The organism is Stenotrophomonas sp. STK17_22 (assembly GCF_051983905.1).
Classification (GTDB): Bacteria; Pseudomonadota; Gammaproteobacteria; order Xanthomonadales; family Xanthomonadaceae; genus Stenotrophomonas; species Stenotrophomonas maltophilia_A.
In genome coordinates this window covers 1,351,116-1,368,525 of sequence record NZ_CP197010.1, presented here as the reverse complement: position 1 = coordinate 1,368,525, position 17,410 = coordinate 1,351,116, and the positions used below count along the sequence as shown (strand labels likewise).

The 17,410-nt window shown below is 66.7% G+C and carries 17 protein-coding genes; 13 read left to right on the top strand and 4 right to left on the bottom strand.

Translation table 11 applies throughout. The features are described from left to right. Position 1: 1 nt before the first annotated feature. The 8 genes from ACSYS9_RS06220 (at position 2) to map (ending at position 7,183) form a co-directional block, all read left to right on the top strand. On the top strand, positions 2–1,204 hold the full coding sequence (locus ACSYS9_RS06220) for a DegT/DnrJ/EryC1/StrS family aminotransferase (protein WP_071228484.1): 1,203 nt from the start codon (positions 2–4) through the stop codon (positions 1,202–1,204). Between the two features lie 174 nt (positions 1,205–1,378). Further along, positions 1,379–2,095 (top strand): MtnX-like HAD-IB family phosphatase, encoded by a 717-nt coding sequence (locus ACSYS9_RS06215; protein WP_032127528.1) that lies wholly within the window; start codon positions 1,379–1,381, stop codon positions 2,093–2,095. Positions 2,096–2,157: 62 nt separating this feature from the next. Next, complete coding sequence (locus ACSYS9_RS06210) at positions 2,158–3,558, top strand: aspartate aminotransferase family protein (RefSeq protein WP_071228485.1); 1,401 nt, start codon at positions 2,158–2,160, stop codon at positions 3,556–3,558. A gap of 28 nt (positions 3,559–3,586) precedes the next feature. Beyond that, positions 3,587–4,651, top strand: coding sequence for a GNAT family N-acetyltransferase (locus ACSYS9_RS06205; RefSeq protein WP_032127530.1), 1,065 nt, complete (start codon positions 3,587–3,589; stop codon positions 4,649–4,651). 3 nt (positions 4,652–4,654) lie between these two features. Continuing rightward, positions 4,655–5,539, top strand: a complete 885-nt coding sequence (locus ACSYS9_RS06200) for an arginase family protein (RefSeq protein ID WP_071228486.1) — start codon at positions 4,655–4,657, stop codon at positions 5,537–5,539. A gap of 210 nt (positions 5,540–5,749) precedes the next feature. After that, positions 5,750–6,109 (top strand): bleomycin resistance protein, encoded by a 360-nt coding sequence (locus tag ACSYS9_RS06195; RefSeq protein WP_071228487.1) that lies wholly within the window; start codon positions 5,750–5,752, stop codon positions 6,107–6,109. Positions 6,110–6,177: 68 nt separating this feature from the next. Next, positions 6,178–6,390, top strand: coding sequence for a ParD-like family protein (locus ACSYS9_RS06190; protein ID WP_004149882.1), 213 nt, complete (start codon positions 6,178–6,180; stop codon positions 6,388–6,390). A gap of 10 nt (positions 6,391–6,400) precedes the next feature. After that, positions 6,401–7,183 (top strand): type I methionyl aminopeptidase, encoded by a 783-nt coding sequence (map, locus tag ACSYS9_RS06185; protein ID WP_177179511.1) that lies wholly within the window; start codon positions 6,401–6,403, stop codon positions 7,181–7,183. Here the strand turns inward: map and ACSYS9_RS06180 are convergent. After that, positions 7,180–7,848 (bottom strand): hypothetical protein, encoded by a 669-nt coding sequence (locus ACSYS9_RS06180; RefSeq protein WP_071228489.1) that lies wholly within the window; start codon positions 7,846–7,848, stop codon positions 7,180–7,182. The two genes, map and ACSYS9_RS06180, sit on opposite strands and share 4 nt — an antisense overlap. Positions 7,849–8,023: 175 nt before the next feature. Beyond that, entirely contained in the window at positions 8,024–8,644 is a 621-nt protein-coding gene (locus tag ACSYS9_RS06175; protein ID WP_032127535.1) for a LysE/ArgO family amino acid transporter, read from the bottom strand. Positions 8,645–8,750: 106 nt separating this feature from the next. Here ACSYS9_RS06175 and ACSYS9_RS06170 point away from each other — a divergent pair, with 106 nt between their 5' ends. From ACSYS9_RS06170 to ACSYS9_RS06150, 5 genes are all read left to right on the top strand, one after another. Next, positions 8,751–9,644, top strand: coding sequence for a LysR family transcriptional regulator ArgP (locus tag ACSYS9_RS06170; protein WP_071228490.1), 894 nt, complete (start codon positions 8,751–8,753; stop codon positions 9,642–9,644). A 78-nt stretch (positions 9,645–9,722) separates the two neighbouring features. Further along, positions 9,723–11,129, top strand: a complete 1,407-nt coding sequence (locus ACSYS9_RS06165) for a TolC family protein (protein ID WP_071228491.1) — start codon at positions 9,723–9,725, stop codon at positions 11,127–11,129. Beyond that, the gene (locus ACSYS9_RS06160) at positions 11,122–12,135 is read left to right on the top strand and encodes an HlyD family secretion protein (RefSeq protein WP_032127538.1); all 1,014 of its coding nucleotides are present in this window, start codon (positions 11,122–11,124) and stop codon (positions 12,133–12,135) included. The genes ACSYS9_RS06165 and ACSYS9_RS06160 overlap by 8 nt, the downstream gene beginning before the upstream one ends. Further along, positions 12,120–13,307, top strand: coding sequence for an ABC transporter permease (locus ACSYS9_RS06155; RefSeq protein WP_071228492.1), 1,188 nt, complete (start codon positions 12,120–12,122; stop codon positions 13,305–13,307). The genes ACSYS9_RS06160 and ACSYS9_RS06155 overlap by 16 nt, the downstream gene beginning before the upstream one ends. Further along, entirely contained in the window at positions 13,304–14,431 is a 1,128-nt protein-coding gene (locus tag ACSYS9_RS06150; protein WP_071228493.1) for an ABC transporter permease, read from the top strand. Before ACSYS9_RS06155 ends, ACSYS9_RS06150 begins: the two co-directional genes overlap by 4 nt. 125 nt (positions 14,432–14,556) lie before the next feature. Here the strand turns inward: ACSYS9_RS06150 and ACSYS9_RS06145 are convergent, their stop codons facing one another. Together ACSYS9_RS06145 and ACSYS9_RS06140 are read right to left on the bottom strand one after the other, a co-directional pair. Then, entirely contained in the window at positions 14,557–14,925 is a 369-nt protein-coding gene (locus ACSYS9_RS06145; RefSeq protein WP_049424497.1) for a glycine zipper 2TM domain-containing protein, read from the bottom strand. Between the two features lie 166 nt (positions 14,926–15,091). Further along, positions 15,092–17,314, bottom strand: coding sequence for a methyl-accepting chemotaxis protein (locus tag ACSYS9_RS06140; RefSeq protein ID WP_071228494.1), 2,223 nt, complete (start codon positions 17,312–17,314; stop codon positions 15,092–15,094). Positions 17,315–17,410 lie beyond the last annotated feature (96 nt).

The window sequence follows — 17,410 nt, the reverse complement described above, 5'->3', positions numbered from 1 at the left end:
AATGAGCCTGTTCGCGCGCGAACTGCCACCAACCGCCGGCCTGCCGATGCAGGCCAGCGATTTCCTTCCCGGTGGCGGCGACCTGCGTGACATCCTGGCCAGCCAGCTCGGCACACCGCCGCTGCAGCTGACCTGTTCCGGCACGCACGCGCTGCTGATCGCGCTGCGTACGCTGCGCAAGCGTGCGCCAAAGCGCGACACCGTGATCATGCCGGCCTATACCTGCCCGCTGGTGCCGATCGCGGTGCACAGCCTGGGCCTGCGCGTGCAGTTGTGCGATACCCGGCGCGGTCATTTCGACTTCGATCCCGGCCAGCTCAAGCGGCTGGCCGATGCGCGCACGCTGGCGATCCTGCCCACCCACCTGGGCGGGCGCATTGCCGATGTCGAGCTGGCCTGCGAAGTCGCCCGCAACGCCGGCACCTGGGTGATCGAAGATGCCGCGCAGGCACTCGGCGCACGGGTTGGCAACAGCAGTGTCGGCCTGCGCGGCGATATCGGATTCTTCAGCCTGGCTGCCGGCAAGGGCCTGAGCCTGCATGAAGGCGGCCTGCTGGTCAGCCGCGATGACGAACTGCGTGCTGCGCTGGCCGAACATGCCGTCCAGCACGTTCGCTCCAGCCTGCGCTGGGAGCTGCTGCGCAGCGTGCAGTTGCTGGGCCTTGCTACCTTCTATCGCCCTTCGCTGCTGTCACTGGTGTATGGCAATCCACTGCGCAATGCGCTTCAGCGTGGCGATCTGGAAGATGCGGTCGGTGACATTTTCCCGCTGGATATCCCGCAGCACCGGGTCAGCCAGTGGCGGCAGAACATCGGCGCGCATGCCGCGCGGCGCTTGCCGGCATTCCTTCAGGCCGGTCGGCTGCGTGCGTTGCAGCTGCGAGTGCAGCTGGCACAGCTGCCTGCCGTTGAGGTGGTCGATGGGCTGGCCGGTAGCGGTGGCACCTGGCCACTGTTGATGCTGCTGCTGCCCAGCCAACGCGCCCGCGATGCGGTACTGAAGGACTTGTGGCCACGCGGGCTTGGCGCCAGCCGCATGTTCATCCATGCCCTGCCCGGCTATGCCTACCTGCGCGGCATCGTGCCGCAGGACGACATGCCCAACGCACGCGACTTCGCCGCACGCATGCTGACCCTCGGCAACAGCGCCTGGCAGACCCGTGAAGAGACCGCCGAAATACTGCGGGCACTGGCCCGCGCGTGACGCCAGGACGCACGGATGGAGTGCGCCCCACGCATTCATCCATGCACCTTCCTGAACGCTTTCCGCGCCCTGCAATGCAGGCTTTCAACAGGAAAGGAACGAGAAAGGCTGCCTGCCTACATTGAGCCTGGCCCGGCATCGCGCCGGACGTTCCTTTCATCGACGGACCTGCCCATGCACTGGAGCATCCTGTGTGACTTCGACGGCACCATCAGCCTCGAAGATGTCATCGACTCGCTGCTGGAGAAATACGGCCAGCCGGGCTGGCAGGAACTGGAAGACCAGTGGAAAGCGGGAAAGATCGGCTCGCGCGAATGCATGCAGGGCCAGGTCAGGCTGCTGAAACTGGACCCGGCCACGCTCGACGCCCACCTGGACCAGGTGCAGATCGATCCGGGCTTTGCCGCCTTTGTCAGCCGTGCCGAACAGCTGGGCGTGCCGCTGCGCATCGTCAGTGACGGCCTGGACCATGCAATCCACCGCATCCTCGCCAACCACGGCCTGTCGCGACTGCCGGTGGTGGCCAACCACCTGCGCTGGTGCGATGACCACTGGGAACTGGAATCGCCCTACCAGGCCGAAGGCTGCCGCAGCGGCACCTGCAAGTGCACCTGCGCTGCGCAGGCGCGCGCCAACGAAGCACCGCGTGTGCTGATGATCGGCGATGGCAGTTCGGATTTCTGCGTCTCCGAAGATGCCGACTTCGTGTTCGCCAAGCGTCGCCTGATCACCCATTGCACCCATGCCGGCATCGAGCATGCCGCCATCGATACCTTCCACGATGCAATCGCACTGCTGCCGCGCTTGCTCGATGGCAGCCTGCTGCAGCCACGTCGTATCGACGCCAGCCCGCAGCCCGCCGTACTGCCCCTGCTGCTGGCCACCGCCTGAGCACTCCCTTCCAAGCACGCCCCCGCTACCTCTTTCGAACGTCCTTCACGGAACCGAACTGCATGAACATTTTTGACAAGAACGCCGACGCCGCTGCCTCCGACGCGCAGCTGCTGGCCGACGAAGCCCGTTACAGCTCCTTCGGCGATACCGTCCACTACGTCGACCCGCCGAAGATCTTCCAGCGCGGCGAAGGCAGCTACATGTTCGACGGTGCGGGCGTGCCCTACCTCGACCTGCAGATGTGGTACTCGGCCTGCAACTTCGGCTACAGCAACAAGCGCCTGAACGACGCGCTGAAGGATCAGATCGACACCCTGCCGCAGGTCGCCAGCCAGTACCTGCACCCGACCCGCGTGCAGCTGGCCAAGACCATTGCCGTGGACATGCACGAGAAGTTCGGCCTCGACGGCCGCGTGCATTTCAACGTCGGCGGCGCGCAGGCCATTGAAGACTCACTGAAGATCGTGCGCAACGCGCGTGGCGGCAAGAGCCTGATGTTCGCCTTCGAGGGTGGTTACCACGGCCGTACCCTGGGCGCGTCGTCGATCACCTCCAGCTACCGCTACCGCCGCCGCTACGGCCACTTCGGCGAGCGCGCGATGTTCATTCCGTTCCCATACCCCTTCCGTCGCCCGAAGGGCATGACCCCGGAAGAGTATTCCGACCATTGCGTGTGGCAGTTCGAGCGCCTGTTCGAAAGCGAATACAACGGCGTGTGGGATCCCAAGGTCGGCCAGGCGGAGTACGCCGCGTTCTATGTCGAGCCGATCCAGGGCACCGGCGGCTACGTCATCCCGCCGCGCAACTTCTTCACCGGCCTCAAGCGCGTGCTGGACAAGTACGGCATCCTGATGGTCGTCGATGAAATCCAGATGGGCTTCTGGCGCACCGGCAAGCTGTGGGCCATCGAGCACTTCGGCGTGACCCCGGACGTGCTGGTGTTCGGCAAGGCGCTGACCAACGGCCTGAACCCGCTGTCGGGGCTGTGGGCGCGCGAAGAGCTGATCAACCCGACCGTGTTCCCGCCGGGCTCCACCCACTCCACCTTCAACTCCAACCCGCTGGGCACCCGCCTGGGCCTGGAAGTGCTGAAGCTGGGCAAGGAAATGGATTACGAGCGCACCGTGCCGGAAAAGGGCGCGTACTTCCTCGATGGCCTGCGTGGCCTGCAGAAGCGCCACCCGGAAATCGGCGACGTCGACGGCCTGGGCCTGGCCCTGCGCGCGGAAATCTGCCAGACCGACGGCTACACCCCGAACAAGGAACTGCTGGACCGCATGGTCGACATCGGTCTGGCCGGTGACCTGCTGCACGACGGCAAGCGCATGGGCCTCGTGCTCGACGTGGGTGGCTGGTACAAGAACGTGATCACCTTCGCGCCGTCGCTGGACATCAGCTACGCAGAAATCGACCTGGCGATCACCCTGCTCGACCAGGCGCTGACCAAGGCCAAGGGCTGAGGTCGATGCGCTGCCGGTTCCCGTGCCGATGGAAATGACGTCACGCGCATCCAGCACCGCGCTGGAACCGGCCGCGCTGCTGGAGGGCTTCCTGGCCCACCCGCCACTCGGATTCGAGGCAGGCCGCCTTCCCAGCGGCCTGCCGACCTTCCGTGCGCCGCTGGACCTGACCACCACGATGGATGACGACCTGCGCGGCAAGCTGCTTGGCCTGCCACTGTCGCGCCTGTGGCGGCCATGGATCACCTGGAAGACCCGCTTCGTCGGCGCCACCAGCACCGAGTACACCCCGCTGCCCGCGCACGTCGCACCAGAGGCATTGGCCGAGGACGTGACGCGTCACGCGATCGGCGATACGCGCCTTCTGGTGGTCAAGGACCTGGCGATCGATTCGCCGCTGCTGGACGACGCGGCCAACGCACACAGCGGTGCCTTCCTGCAGGCATTGCTGGCACGCGGCTTCGTCGAACTGGAAGGCATGCCGCTGGCCTGGGTGGCGATCGATTTCGATTCGATCGATGGCTATCTCGGCCGCCTGTCGTCTTCGCGCCGCAAGAACATCCGGCGCAAGCTGCGCTCGCGCGACGACCTGCAGATCGACTGCATCGCCACCGGCGATCCGGCCCTGGCCGACCCGCAGCTGCAGGCCGAACTGTATGCCTTGTACCTGGGCGTGTACGCGCAGAGCGCGGTGCATTTCGACCAGCTCGACCTGCCCTACTTCCAGCATCTTCTGGCCGACAGCCAGGGCCAGGGACGGATGTTCCTGTACCGCCACCAGGGCCAGCTGATCGGCTGGAACCTGTGTTACGTGCATGCGGGCAAGCTGGTGGACAAGTACATCGGCCTGGCCTATCCGCAGTCCCGCGAGCACAACCTGTACGCGGTGAGCTGGATGCACAACCTCGAATACGCGCTGCAGCACAGCCTGAGCCACTACGTGGCCGGCTGGACCGATTCGCGGATCAAGGCCGAACTGGGTGCCCGCTTCACCTCCACCCGGCATGCGATCCACGCCCGTTCCCCGCTGCTGCGCGCCGCCCTGCGCAGGCTGGCCCCGTACCTGCAGGGCGAACCTGATGGAGGCGGTTGAACGATGCCGTTGCGTTCCCCGTTGATCCTGGACCTGGACGGTGGCGTGCTGCCGCTGCCAGAGGCGCATACCCTGGCCCTGCCGCAATGGCACGATCCACTGCGCTTCGCCTGCCGCAATGCCACCCTGAACCGTTTCGCCACTGAAGTGCTGGCACCGTTGCCGGCCCCGCTCGGCACGGTCATGCTCGGCAGTGGCGACTTCCATCACCTCAGCCTGCCGCTGCTGCAGCGCATGCGCACGCAGGCGCCGTTCCAGCTGGTGGTGCTGGACAACCATCCGGACAACATGCGCTTCCCGTTCGGCATGCACTGCGGGTCGTGGGTGAACGCCGCCAGCAAGCTGCCGCAGATCTCGCACATCCACGTGCTCGGCATCACCTCCAGCGACATCGGCCTCGGCCATGCGTGGGAGAACCACTGGCGCCCGCTGATCGGCGGTCGCCTGACCTACTGGTGCATGGACGTGGACGTGGGCTGGGGGCATCGCCTCGGCATGGGCCACGCCTTCCGCCGTTTCGAGCATCCCGAAGCGCTGGTGGCCGCGTTCGCTGCCGAGCAGGCCAAGTCGCCGCAGCCGACCTACCTGTCGATCGACAAGGATGTGTTTGCCGAGGACGTGGCCCGCAGCAACTGGGATCAGGGCCGCTTCCAGCTGGAACACGCGCTGGTGGTGATCGAAGCGCTGCGCGCCGGCGGCCTGGTCGGCAGTGACATCACCGGCGAAGTGTCGCTGGCCAACTACCAGAGCCGCTTCAAGCGCTGGCTGTCGTCGCTGGATGGCCAGCCTGACGTCAGCGCCAAGGATCTACCTGTGTGGCAGGCGCGGCACCAGCAGGTGAACCGCGAGCTGCTGGCGGCGATGGCCGCAGTGCCGACGGCCTGCTGACCGCTTCCGTTAGTGCCGGCTGCTGGCCAGCGTGGCTTCGTCGGTAGTGCCGGCCGCTGGCCGGCAATGCCAACCAAGGTTGGCAACTACCAGACCCAGGCAGCGTCGGTCGTGCCGGCCGCTGGTCGGCAACCTCATTGTTCCCGGGCTCACGGGGATGCCGGCCAGCGGCCGGCACTACACTGGACGCCTGCCCCAGGAGCCCTCGCCATGCCCCAGACCGTCATCCCCCAGCTGCGCATGCGCCACGCCGACACCACCCTGCCGTTCTACGTGCAGGGACTGGGCTTCGTGGTTGACTGGGAACACCGCTTCGAACCCGGCTTCCCGCTGTTCGCCCAGCTCACCCGCGACGGCCAGACGATCTTCCTCACCGAACACAGCGGCGACTGCGAGGTCGGCGGCGCGGTGTACTTCATCGTCGAGGACGTCGACGCCCTGCACCGCGCCTTCAGCGCCGCAGGCGTCCCCATCGAACAGCCGCCGCATGACACCGAATGGGGCAGCCGCGAGATGCTGCTGCGTGACCCCGACGGCAACCGCCTGCGCTTCGCCACCGACGCGAGCTGAACCGGGCGGCCTTGAGCCGGATATACGAAACATATACGCTTCGTATACCCCCTCCTTCAGGACCGCCCATGGGCATCGTCAACATCGATGACACCCTGCACGACCGGCTGCGCCGTGCCTGTACCGTCTCCAGCCGCTCGATCAACGCCCAGGCCAACTTCTGGATCCGGGTCGGCATGCTGTGCGAGCTGAACCCCACGCTGAGCTTCCAGGACATCGTCGCCAGCGAGCTGCGCGCGGCCGGTGTGCAGCCGCCGCTGCTGCCGCCGGGCCAGGTCTGAGCCGATGGGCATCATCAAGCGCCCCGACGAGATCGCGCTGATGGCCGAATCCGGCCGCCTGCTGGCGCAGGTGTTCGCCGCGCTCGACCAGCTGCCGTTGCAGGGCCGCAGCACGATGGAGATCAACGATTTCGTCGAACGCATGATCGTTGATGAGCTGCAGGCGAGGCCGGCCAGCAAGGGCCAGTACAGCTTCCCGTACGTGCTCAACACCTCGATCGACAACGTTGTCTGCCACGGCGTACCCAGCACCACCGACGTGCTGCGCAACGGCCAGATCGTCAACCTCGACATCACCCTGGAGAAGAACGGCTACATCGCCGACTCCAGCACCACCTACCGGGTCGGTGAGGTCGACTATGCCGCGCGCAGGCTGGTGCAGACCACCTACCAGGCGATGTGGAAAGGCATTGCCGCCGTGCGTCCTGGTGCGCGGCTGGGCGACATCGGCCACGCCATCGCCCGCCACGCGCGCAGCCACGGCTACAGCGTGGTGAAGGAATACTGCGGCCACGGCATCGGCCAGGAGATGCACGAGGAACCGCAGATCCTGCACTACGGCCATCCCAATACCGGCATGGTGCTGGAAGAAGGCATGGTGTTCACCATCGAAGCGATGCTCAACCAGGGCAAGCCGGCCATCCGCCAGCAGCCGGACGAATGGCCGGTGTACACCCGCGACGGCAAGCTGTCGGCGCAGTTCGAGCATACGGTGGCGGTCACCCGCACCGGCGTGCGGGTACTGACCCTGCGCCCCGGCGAGACGCCTTTATGCGCGGTGGATGCCGCCTAGAGTGGCCGTTGCTGCATCCCGGCACCCTCGTGCACGGCGCGCTTCCGCGCCGTCAGCGGTTCGCGTACCCGCTGTGCCACATAGCCGACGCTGGCTGCGAGAATGAAGGTGTAACCAAGGAGTTCGGTGGTCTCCTCGATGGTGTTCTTGAACACGCGGATGTACTGGTCACCCAGCAGTCCGGTCCACAACGACGTCATGCCGATCAGACGCGAATAGAACAGCAGCAGAACCAGGCCGATCGTCATCACGATACCCGGCCGGGATACGAGAAAACGCACCAGCGCCGGCATGGCCCGGCGCCAGTCGCGGCTGGCCCAGGCCAGTGAACCGATGATCAGCACGGCCACCGGGTACTTCCAGAAGCCGTGTGCGATCAGGTCCAGCGCCTCATCCATTTCACGCAGGAGCATGCAGGCGAACAGCGCGGCCGCCAGAACGGCAAAGGCCCGATCATCGGCACGTCGCAATGCAAGCCGGACGAAGGCAGCCACGCTGGCGACCAGGAAGCCTTCCTGGGTCAGTTCGACCAGCGACCACTCGCCGACTGCATTGCCCAGCCAATGGATGTCGAGCCAGGCCAACGCAGGCGGAAGCGCCATCATCAGGCCGAACAGGAAGGTACGCCCCAGGTGGGACAGGAGCAGCTGTAGATTGTCTTTCATGCAACACCGATGCCGCGCCGTGGCGGTCGTACAACGAGAACACAGGCGACCGGGGGGCTGCCGAACGACGGCATGCGCGGCGGGGTCGCGACCAGGCGCGCATTATCCGCGCTGTATCCGGCCACGTGAACCGTACCGGTGGAACACATACGCAACACCGGCGTACGTCACGCACTCATGGCGATAAAGGACGCAGCAGCAACAACGTCGCCAGGCAGAACATGAAGATCGCCACGCCTGCATCCAGCACACGCCAGGCGCCCGGCCTGCGGAACACCGGCTGCAACAGGCGCGCGCCATAGCCCAGCGTGCAGAACCAGACCACACTGGCAATGCAGGCACCGGCGGCGAAGGCCCAGCGCAGATCGCCCGGGTAGCGCGTGGACAGGCTGCCCAGCAGCACCACGGTATCCAGATAGACGTGCGGGTTGAGCAGGGTGAAGGCCAGGCAGGTCAGCAGTACCTGCCGTCCGCTGCCGCCCTGCGCCTCGGCGGCGGCCAGCGCACTGCCACCGCGCCATGCGCGCAGCCCCGCCTGCAGGCCATACCAGAGCAGGAAACCCGCACCACCGAAGCGCAGCACCTGCAGCAGCAGCGGCCACTGCAGCACCAGCGCGCCCATGCCACCGACGCCGGCCAGGATCAGCACGATGTCCGCGCCGGCACAGGCCAGCACCACCCTGCCCACATGGCGCTGCTGCAGGCCCTGGCGCAGCACGAAGGCGTTCTGCGCACCGATGGCGATGATCAGGCCGGCACCTGCGAACAGGCCGGCGGCGGTAGCGGCGATCCACATCAGGACAGGCCAGGCAGCGAGGGGACGCGCAGGGTGCGGCCGCTGACCCTGTTTAGACAATCTGATTTTTCTTTATCCTGTGCAGGAAAACTGAAGAGGCACCGGCATGGATCTGGTACATCCGCAACTGGCCGCGTTTGCTGCGGTGCTGGAAGAAGGCAGCTTCGAGGCCGCGGCACGCCGCCTGTCGATCAGCCCGTCGGCCCTGTCGCAACGGATCAAGGCGCTGGAGGACAGGCTCGGCCAGGTACTGGTGGTACGTCAGGCACCGTGCCGGCCCACCGCCGCAGGCGAAGCGCTGCTGCGCCGGGTCCGGCCGATGCAGGCGCTGGAGGCCGAAGCATTGGCCGAGCTGCTGCCCGAGCGTGGCAGCGACGCTGCGCGCACGCCGATCCCCCTGGCGGTCAACGACGACTCGCTTGATACCTGGTTCGTACCGGCCATCGCCGACCTGCACCAGCGCCATGGCTACCTGTTCGACCTGCGCATGGATGACCAGGACCATACCCTGCAGCTGCTGCGCGATGGCAGCGTGCTCGGCGCGGTCACCGCCGAAAGCCAGCCGGTGAAAGGCTGCAACGTGCACCCGCTCGGCGCGATGCGCTACCACGCCATCGCCTCGCCCGGCTTCGCCCGCCAGTACTTCAGCGACGGCATGCAGGCTGCGGCACTGGCGCGCGCACCGATGCTGGTGTTCAACCGCAAGGATGAACTGCAGTGGCGCTTCGTGCGGCGGCTGACCCGCGCGCGACTGCAGCCGCCGCTACACTACCTGCCCTCCTCCACCGGTTTCGTCGAAGCCGCCGCGTGCGGACTCGGCTGGGGCATGGCCCCGGAAACCCTGGTCGCGCCCGCCGTGCGCGCCGGCCGCGTGGTGGTACTGGAACCCCGCCGCTGGCTCGACGTGCCGCTGTACTGGCAGCATGCTGCCGTGCGTTCAAGCACGCTGCAGCACATCACCCAGGCGCTGCGCACTGCAGCCAGCGGCACCCTTCGTTGAGGACAATCCAATGACCGCAGACCCGGGCTTCACGCCGCGCGCACTACCGTTTGCGCACTTCTTCACCATTGGGACGGCATGGGCGTGATCGGCCGACGTACAAGGATGCACTGCGCGAAGGCCACGCTGGCGCTGGCGCTGACGACCTGCCTGCCACTGGCTGCGCAGGCGCAGACCCTCACCGATGCACCCGCATTGGACTGGGAGCAGGCACGGCAGCGCCTGGAGCAGGTCTCCGATGCACTGGCCGCCGCCGATGCAGCGGTACGCAACAAGCAGGACCTGCAGGACGCCACCCGCCTGCTGCGCCTGCCGGAGATCACCGGCGAAGTGCGCCGCCTGCAGTTCCAGAAGACCCTCACCCTGCCACTGGGTTCGCTGGCACCGGTGGCCGAGGCCTATGGCATCGACTCGCCGCTGTCGTTCACCGAACGCGACTGGCGTACCCGCCCGGTGGTGACGGCGGTGCTGCCGTTGTACACCGGCGGCGTGATTCCGGCCGCGCAACGTGCCGCCAGCGCTGCCCACGAGCAGGCCAGCGCCGAACGCGAGGCTCAGCGCCAATCGCTGACCGTGCAACTGGCCCAGGCCTATTTCGGCCAGCGCCTGGCCGAGCAGGCAGTGGATGTGCGGCGCGACGTACGCGATGGCCTGAACCGCCACCTGTCCGACGCAGAGAAGCTGGAACGCGAGGGCTTCGCCACCCGCGCCCAGCGCCTGCAGGCCACCGTGGCCCGCGACAAGGCCGAGCGCGAATACCAGAAAACGGTGAACGACCTGGCCACGCTGAAGGCGGCGCTGGCCACGCTGCTGCGCAGTGGTGGCGAGGTACAGCCGGTGTCGCCGTTGTTCGTGCAGCGCGTGCCACTGGAACCGGTGGCCAGCTTCGAGCGTACTGCGCAGGCACGCCAGCCGCAGATCGCACGCCTGCGGGCGATGGTGGCACAGGCCGAACAGGGCGTGCGCGTGCAGCAGGCCAAGCTGAAGCCGCAGATCTTCGCCTTCGGCCAGTACGACTTCCGCCGCCGTGACGAGATGCTGACCGATCCGGACTGGGCATTCGGCATCGGCCTGAAGTACACCTTCCTGTCGCCGAACTCGCGGCCGGCGCAGATCAGCGCCGCGCGTGCGCAGCAGGAACAGGCCGAAGCAGGCCTGCGCGAAGCCGAGAACCAGGTCGCACTGGGCGTGCGCAAGGCCTGGAACGAGCTGGAAACCGCACGCCAGCAGTACGTGCTGCTCGACAGCAGCATCGCCCAGGCACAGGAAAACCTGCGCCTGCAGGAGCTGGCGTTCCGCGAAGGCCAGGCCACCTCGCTGGATGTGATCGACGCGCGGCTCGGCCTCGGCGGCGCCCGCGTCGAGCGCGCACAGGCCGCCTACCAATACGATATTGCGCTGGCACAGTTGCTGGAGGTCAGTGGACAGATGGACCGTTTCGAAGAGTTCCGGCGGCGTGCGGACGAGGTGATCGACCATGAGTGATGTGCTGCACGACGATGCAACGACGCCCCCGGCCAAGCGCCGTCTGGGCCCGATCCTGATAGTGGTGCTGCTGGTCGTGGTGGTGCTCGGCCTGTGGCTGGCCTGGCGCAGCCCGGCCGACCAGATCCAGGGCATGGCCGATGCCGACACCATCAACGTGGCCGCCAAGATCACCGCGCGCGTGGCCGAACTGAAGGTGCGCGAGGGCGACCGCGTGCAGCCCGGGCAGGTGCTGTTCCTGCTCGACAGCCCCGAAGTGGCCGCCAAGGAACAGCAGGCGCACGGCGCATTGGCCGCGGCGCAGGCGGTGGCCGACAAGGCCGACGAAGGTGCGCGCAGCGAAGACATCCGCGCCGCCGAAGCCAACTGGAAGCGGGCTGAAGCCGGTGCGACGCTGGCTGAAGCCACCTACCAGCGCGTGCAGAACCTGTTCAACGAAGGGGTGATGACCCGGCAGAAGCGCGATGAAGCGCATGCCCAGGCCACCAGTTCGCGCGAACTGGCGCGTGCCGCCCGCGCGCAGTACGACATGGCCTTGGCCGGCGCACGCGAGCAGGACAAGCGTGCCGCGCAGGGCCAGGTGCAGCAGGCACAGGGCGCGGTGGCCGAGGTCAACGCAGCGCGCGTCGAAGTGGAAGGGCGCGCGCCGGTGGCGGGCGAGATCAACAAGCGCATGGCCGACCCGGGTGAACTGGTGCCGGCCGGCTACCCGGTGTTCACCCTGGTCGACATCGACCGCATGTGGGTGGCGATGAACCTGCGCGAATCGCAGATGCAGGGCCTGAAGGTCGGCAGCAAGCTGCAGGGCAGCGTGCCGGCGCTTGGCCAGGACGGCGAGTTCGAGGTTTATTTCATCAATCCGGCCGGTGACTATGCGACATGGCGGACCACCCGCCAGTCGTCCGGCTACGACGTCCGCAGCTTCGAGGTGCGGGTGCGCCCGGTACGCCGCATCGAGGGCTTCCGCCCCGGCATGAGCGTGCTGTTCGCATGGCCCCAGCACTGAGCCCCGACAGCAGCAGCTTCGCCGCCAGCTGGCGGCGCGAGCTGCGGTCGCTACGCGGCAACCGCGCCGACCTGCTGCTGGTCACCCTGCTGCCGCTGCTGATGCTGGCCGTGATGGCGTGGATGTTCACGCCCTCGGTGATGCGCGACATCCCGATCGCCGTGGTCGACCTCGACCACAGCAGCGACAGCCGCCTGCTGCTGCGCATGCTCGATGCCAGCCCCGGCGTGCGCATCGCCAGCCAGCCTGCGGACATGCAAGATGCACGTTCGCAGCTGCGTCGGCTGGATGTATTCGCCATCGTACTGGTGCCGCGCGATGTCACCCGGCAGGCGTTGCGTGGACGCCAGGGCACCGTGTTCGCCTATTACAACGCCACCTACATGACCACCGGCCAGTCCGCGGCGCGCGATATCGGCGACGCGGTCTCGGCCTGGAACGCACGCCTGCTGCGCGAGCGCATCGGCCTGCAGGTCGGCCCGGGCAAGCTGCGTGCGGCACCGATCGCGGTGCAGTCGGACATCCTGTACAACCCGGCGCGCAGCTACGAGCTGTTCCTGCTGCCGCTGATCTTCCCGGCGGTGCTGTCGCTGGTGCTGGCGCTTGCGGTGGCCGGCAGTCTCGGCCGCGAGGTCCGCGACGGCACCCTGCCCGCCTGGCTGGGCCGCACGCCGTGGCTGGCGATTGCCGGCAAGGTCGCGCCGTACATCCTGCTGTTCTCGCTGTATGGCGCGCTCGGCATCGGTTACCTGGCCTGGCTGCGCGGCGACGGTGTGGCCGGCAGCGTGCTCCTGCTGCTGCTCGCACAACCTCTGTTCTACCTGGCTACTGCCGCCTACGCGTTGTTCTTCGTCGGCGTCACCCGCGACATGGGTACCGCGCTGTCCGCGGTCGGCCTCAGCATCGGTACTGCACTGGCATTTTCCAGCGCCACCTTCCCGGTGCTGGACGGGCCGTTATTCACCCGCGTCTGGCATCAGCTGCTGCCGCTCAGCGCCTATATCAAGCTGCAGACCCAGCAACAGTTCATCGGTTCGCCGCTGCAGGTTTCGGTATGGCCGCTGGCCACGTTGCTGCTGATGTCAGTGGTGGCCGGCGGCATCGGTGGGCTGCGCCTGATCGCCTTCGCGCGTACGCCCGAAGCCGCGCAACCGGCGGGGGCCGACGCATGAGCGCACTGTGGCGCAGCCTGCGGCAGACCCTGATGGCGGTGCTGTGCGACCGCTATGCGATCGTGGTGATGGTCGGCGCGGTGATCCTGTACTCGTTCTTCTACCCGGCCGCGTACCGTCACCAGGTGGCCGGCAACCTGCCGGTGCTGGTGGTGGATGAAGACCACAGCGCGACCAGCCGCGAGCTGCTGCGCAAGCTCGACGCACTCCGTGTTGCGCGCGTGGTCGGACAACCGGCAGACATCGACAGCGCGCGCCAGCAGCTGGAAGCCGGCCACGCCGAAGGCATCGTGCTGATCCCGGCCAACCTGGAGCGCGACATCCTGCGCGGCCATCCGGCCAAGCTGGTGCTGCTCGGCAACGGCGCCTACCTGGGCCGTGCCAGTTGGGTGCTGGGCAGCGTGGCCGATGCACTGGGCGCGTTCGGACGTGATGCCGTGGTCGGCCAGGCCGCCTTCATGGGCGCACCGCAGGCACCGCCGGTCACGCTGGTGCAGCGCCCGCTGTACAACACCCAGGAAGGCTACGGCAGCGCCATCGTGCCGGGCGTGGCCGAGCTGATCGTGCACCAGACCCTGCTGATGGGCATCGGCGTCCTGCTCGGTGGCCGTCGTCTCGCACTCGGCCGGCGCCTGCGCTTCGACCTGCCGACCCTGGCTGGCATGGCGTTGGGCTTCGGCCTGATCGGCCTGTTCGGCCTGTTCTACTACGCCGGCTTCACCGCCTGGGTGCAGGACTATCCGCGCGGCGGCAACCCATTGGGCCAGCTGCTCGGCGGCACCTTGTTCATCGCCGCCACCGTGGCCTTCGGCCTGTTCGTCGGCAGTTTCTTCCGCACCCGCGAACGCGCCTTCCAGTACATCATCGCCACCTCGATCCCGCTGTTCTTCCTGGCCAACCTGTCGTGGCCGGCGGTGATGACGCCACAACCGCTGGTCTGGCTGGCGCAGCTTCTGCCGACCACCTCGGGCATCAACCTGATGGTGCGCCTGAACCAGATGGACGCCCGCCTGGCCGAAGTCAGCCACGAACTGGTCACCCTCACCGCCCTGCTGCTGCTCTACGGCAGCCTCGCCAGCTGGCGCCTCCTCGCAAAAAAGGGGACGGAGGGGATTAAGTCGTAAACGGCAGATTGGGGGATTGCGACTTAATCCCCTCCGTCCCCTTTTTCCGTAACGACGAACGCCGGCGCGGGGCCGGCGTTCGAGTACTGCGATGTGGAAGGGAAAACAGGGCTGTCTGCGATCGATCAGCGATAGACACGTTCGCAGCGGCGCTCGACCACGCGGTCGCCGTTCTTCTGCTGGCTGTTGCCCTGGATCTGGCGACCGGCCGCACCACCTGCAACGGCACCTGCCACGGTGGCCAGCTTCTTGCCGTTGCCGCCGCCTACCTGGTTGCCGAGCAGGCCACCGATCACGGCGCCGGTAGCGGTACCCGTGATGCGGTTCGGATCGCGCGAGTTGCGCTGCACTTCCACGTTCTTGCAGACCACGCGGCTGCCGTCGTTGAACTTGCGTCCCTCATCGCGCGGGCCATAGGTCTGCGCGCCGGCCACCGACGAAGCCGCCAGCAGGGTGCCCAGCACAAACAATCGGGTCGAGGTCTTCATGGCCATCTCCTGAGTTCCGGTATGGCGCCAGTGTCCTCCCGCGGTTGGCAACCGGAAGTGAAATGCGCGTGTCCGCCACTTCATCGGCCATCGCACGTTCAGGAAGAAAATCCGCGCCCATCGCGACCAGCCGTCGCGATGGGCGCCGTCTCCCTGCCGGCCTTGCCCTCTTCTAGAACTCTTCCCAGCCACCCGCATTGGCGGCCAGCGTCGGCTCGATCCGCGGCGACAGCACCGCGGGCCGGCGCACCGGCGCAACCGATGCCGCCACGGCTGCCAGCGCCGGGCGCACCGCGGCGGCAGCGGTCACCGCCCCCGTGCGGAACACCGAAACCGCCTCGGCCAGCAGGTTGGCCTGCTCCTCCATCGAGCGTGCCGCCGCACTGGCCTCTTCTACAAGCGCCGCATTCTGCTGCGTGGTCTCATCCATCTGCACCACCGCCTGGTTGACCTGTTCGATGCCCGAGCTCTGCTCCTGGGAGGCAGCAGAGATATCGGCCATGATGTCGGTCACGCGCTGCACCGAGGCCACGATCTCGCCCATCGTGGTGCCCGCCTGGCGGACCAGCGCCGAACCGTCGGCGACCTTGCCGACCGAATCCTCGATCAGCCCCTTGATCTCCTTGGCCGCACCCGCCGAGCGCTGCGCCAGCGTACGCACTTCGCTGGCCACCACTGCAAAGCCCCTGCCCTGCTCGCCGGCACGCGCAGCTTCGACCGCCGCGTTCAGCGCGAGGATATTGGTCTGGAAGGCGATGCCATCGATGACGCTGATGATCTCGGCGATCTTCTTCGACGATGCCTCGATGGCCGACATCGTGGTGACCACCTGGCCCACCACTTCACCGCCCTGGGAAGCAACACCATGCGCGCCGATGGCCAATTGGTTGGCCTGCCGTGCATGCTCGGCATTCTGCTTCACGGTGGAGGTCAGTTCCTCCATCGATGCTGCCGTTTCTTCCAGGTTCGCCGCCTGCTGTTCGGTACGCCGCGACAGGTCGGTGTTGCCCGAAGCGATTTCACCTGCGGCCAGATTGATGCTGGAGGCGCTGGACTGGATGCGGCCGACGATCAGCTTGAGCTGGTCGACGGTGGCATTGCAGTCATCACGCATGCGCGCGAACACGCCATGGAAATCCCCCTGCATGCGCACGGTCAGGTCGCCGCGCGAGATGGCCTGCAGCAGGGTCGAGACCTGCACCAGGTTCTCGTCGGTGGTCTGCATCAGGCGGTTGAGCCCGGCCACCATGTCGCGGAAATCATAGGCGAAGCGATCTTCGTCGCCGCGCAGGCTGAAGTCGCCTGCCGCAGCCGCTGTCGCCAACCGGCGGATCTCGCTGTTGATCGCCGACAGGCTGGACTTGGTTTCGTCCATCGCCTGGGTGATCGCCGCCTTCTCGCCCGGCAGCGGGTCCATGTCCACCGACAGATCGCCGCGTGCGTAGTGTTTCATCACCTCGATCAGCCGGTTCTGTACCTGCACGTGCGATCCAACCAGCGCATTGGTCTCATGCACCATGCGCCCGTAGTCACCGGGGAATGCGCTTTCGTCCATGCGGTAGCTGAGGCTGCCGGCATCGTGCTGGCGGGCCAGCTCCCCCTGTGCCGCCATCACCGACTGCAGCTGTGCCTGCATGCGCTGCATCGACTTCAGCAGCTGGGTCACCTCGTCGTTGCCGGTGGCGTCGATGCTGCTGTCCAGGCGGCCACTGGCGATGCCGTCGGCCAGCTTCACCGCTCCTTCCAGCGGGCGGGTCAGGCTGCGGGTGATCGCCCAGGCCGCCAACGTCCCCAGCAACAGGCTCAGTGCCCCGAACGCGATCGACAGCGTGCCGGTCCACGATTCGGTTGCGCGGTACTCTTCGCGGCTGCGTTCGGTCAGTGTTTCCTGGTGGCGCAGCAGGGCCGAAATGGATTCATTCCAGGCCGTTGCCAATCCGTGCTCGGCCAGCAGCTCCTTCGCTGCACCATCGAAATCCCCCGCCTTCATGCGCTCATGCAATTGCTGGGTTGATGCATCGGTGGCCTTGCGGGCCGCCTCGATGCGCGCGACCAGGGTATCGCCGGTAGCGTCACGCGGAATCTTGATGTACTTGGCCCAGATACCGTCATAGGTCCGCGACAACTCCTGGGCACGCTGGTAATCCTTGTCGAACTCGTCACCCCGCTTGATCACCATCAGGCGACGATGCATCAGCACCGCGTTGTTGGTATCAAGCATGTCATTCAACAGGCGCATCTTCACCATGTTGACGTCCACCACTTTCTCGAACTGGGCGGATTTCAGCTGATTCCCATACAGCACCAGGCCGACGATGGCCATGATGAACAGCAGCAGCAGACCGAAGCCGGCGCCAAGCCGGGATCCCACACGGAGATTACGTAAGGCAAGCATCTCAATTCCCTTGATCGTGGCCGTACGTTCGATGGCGGCGCAGCGGAGGGAAACTTTACGGGACTTTATATATGGACCGATCCAAATATATGGAAC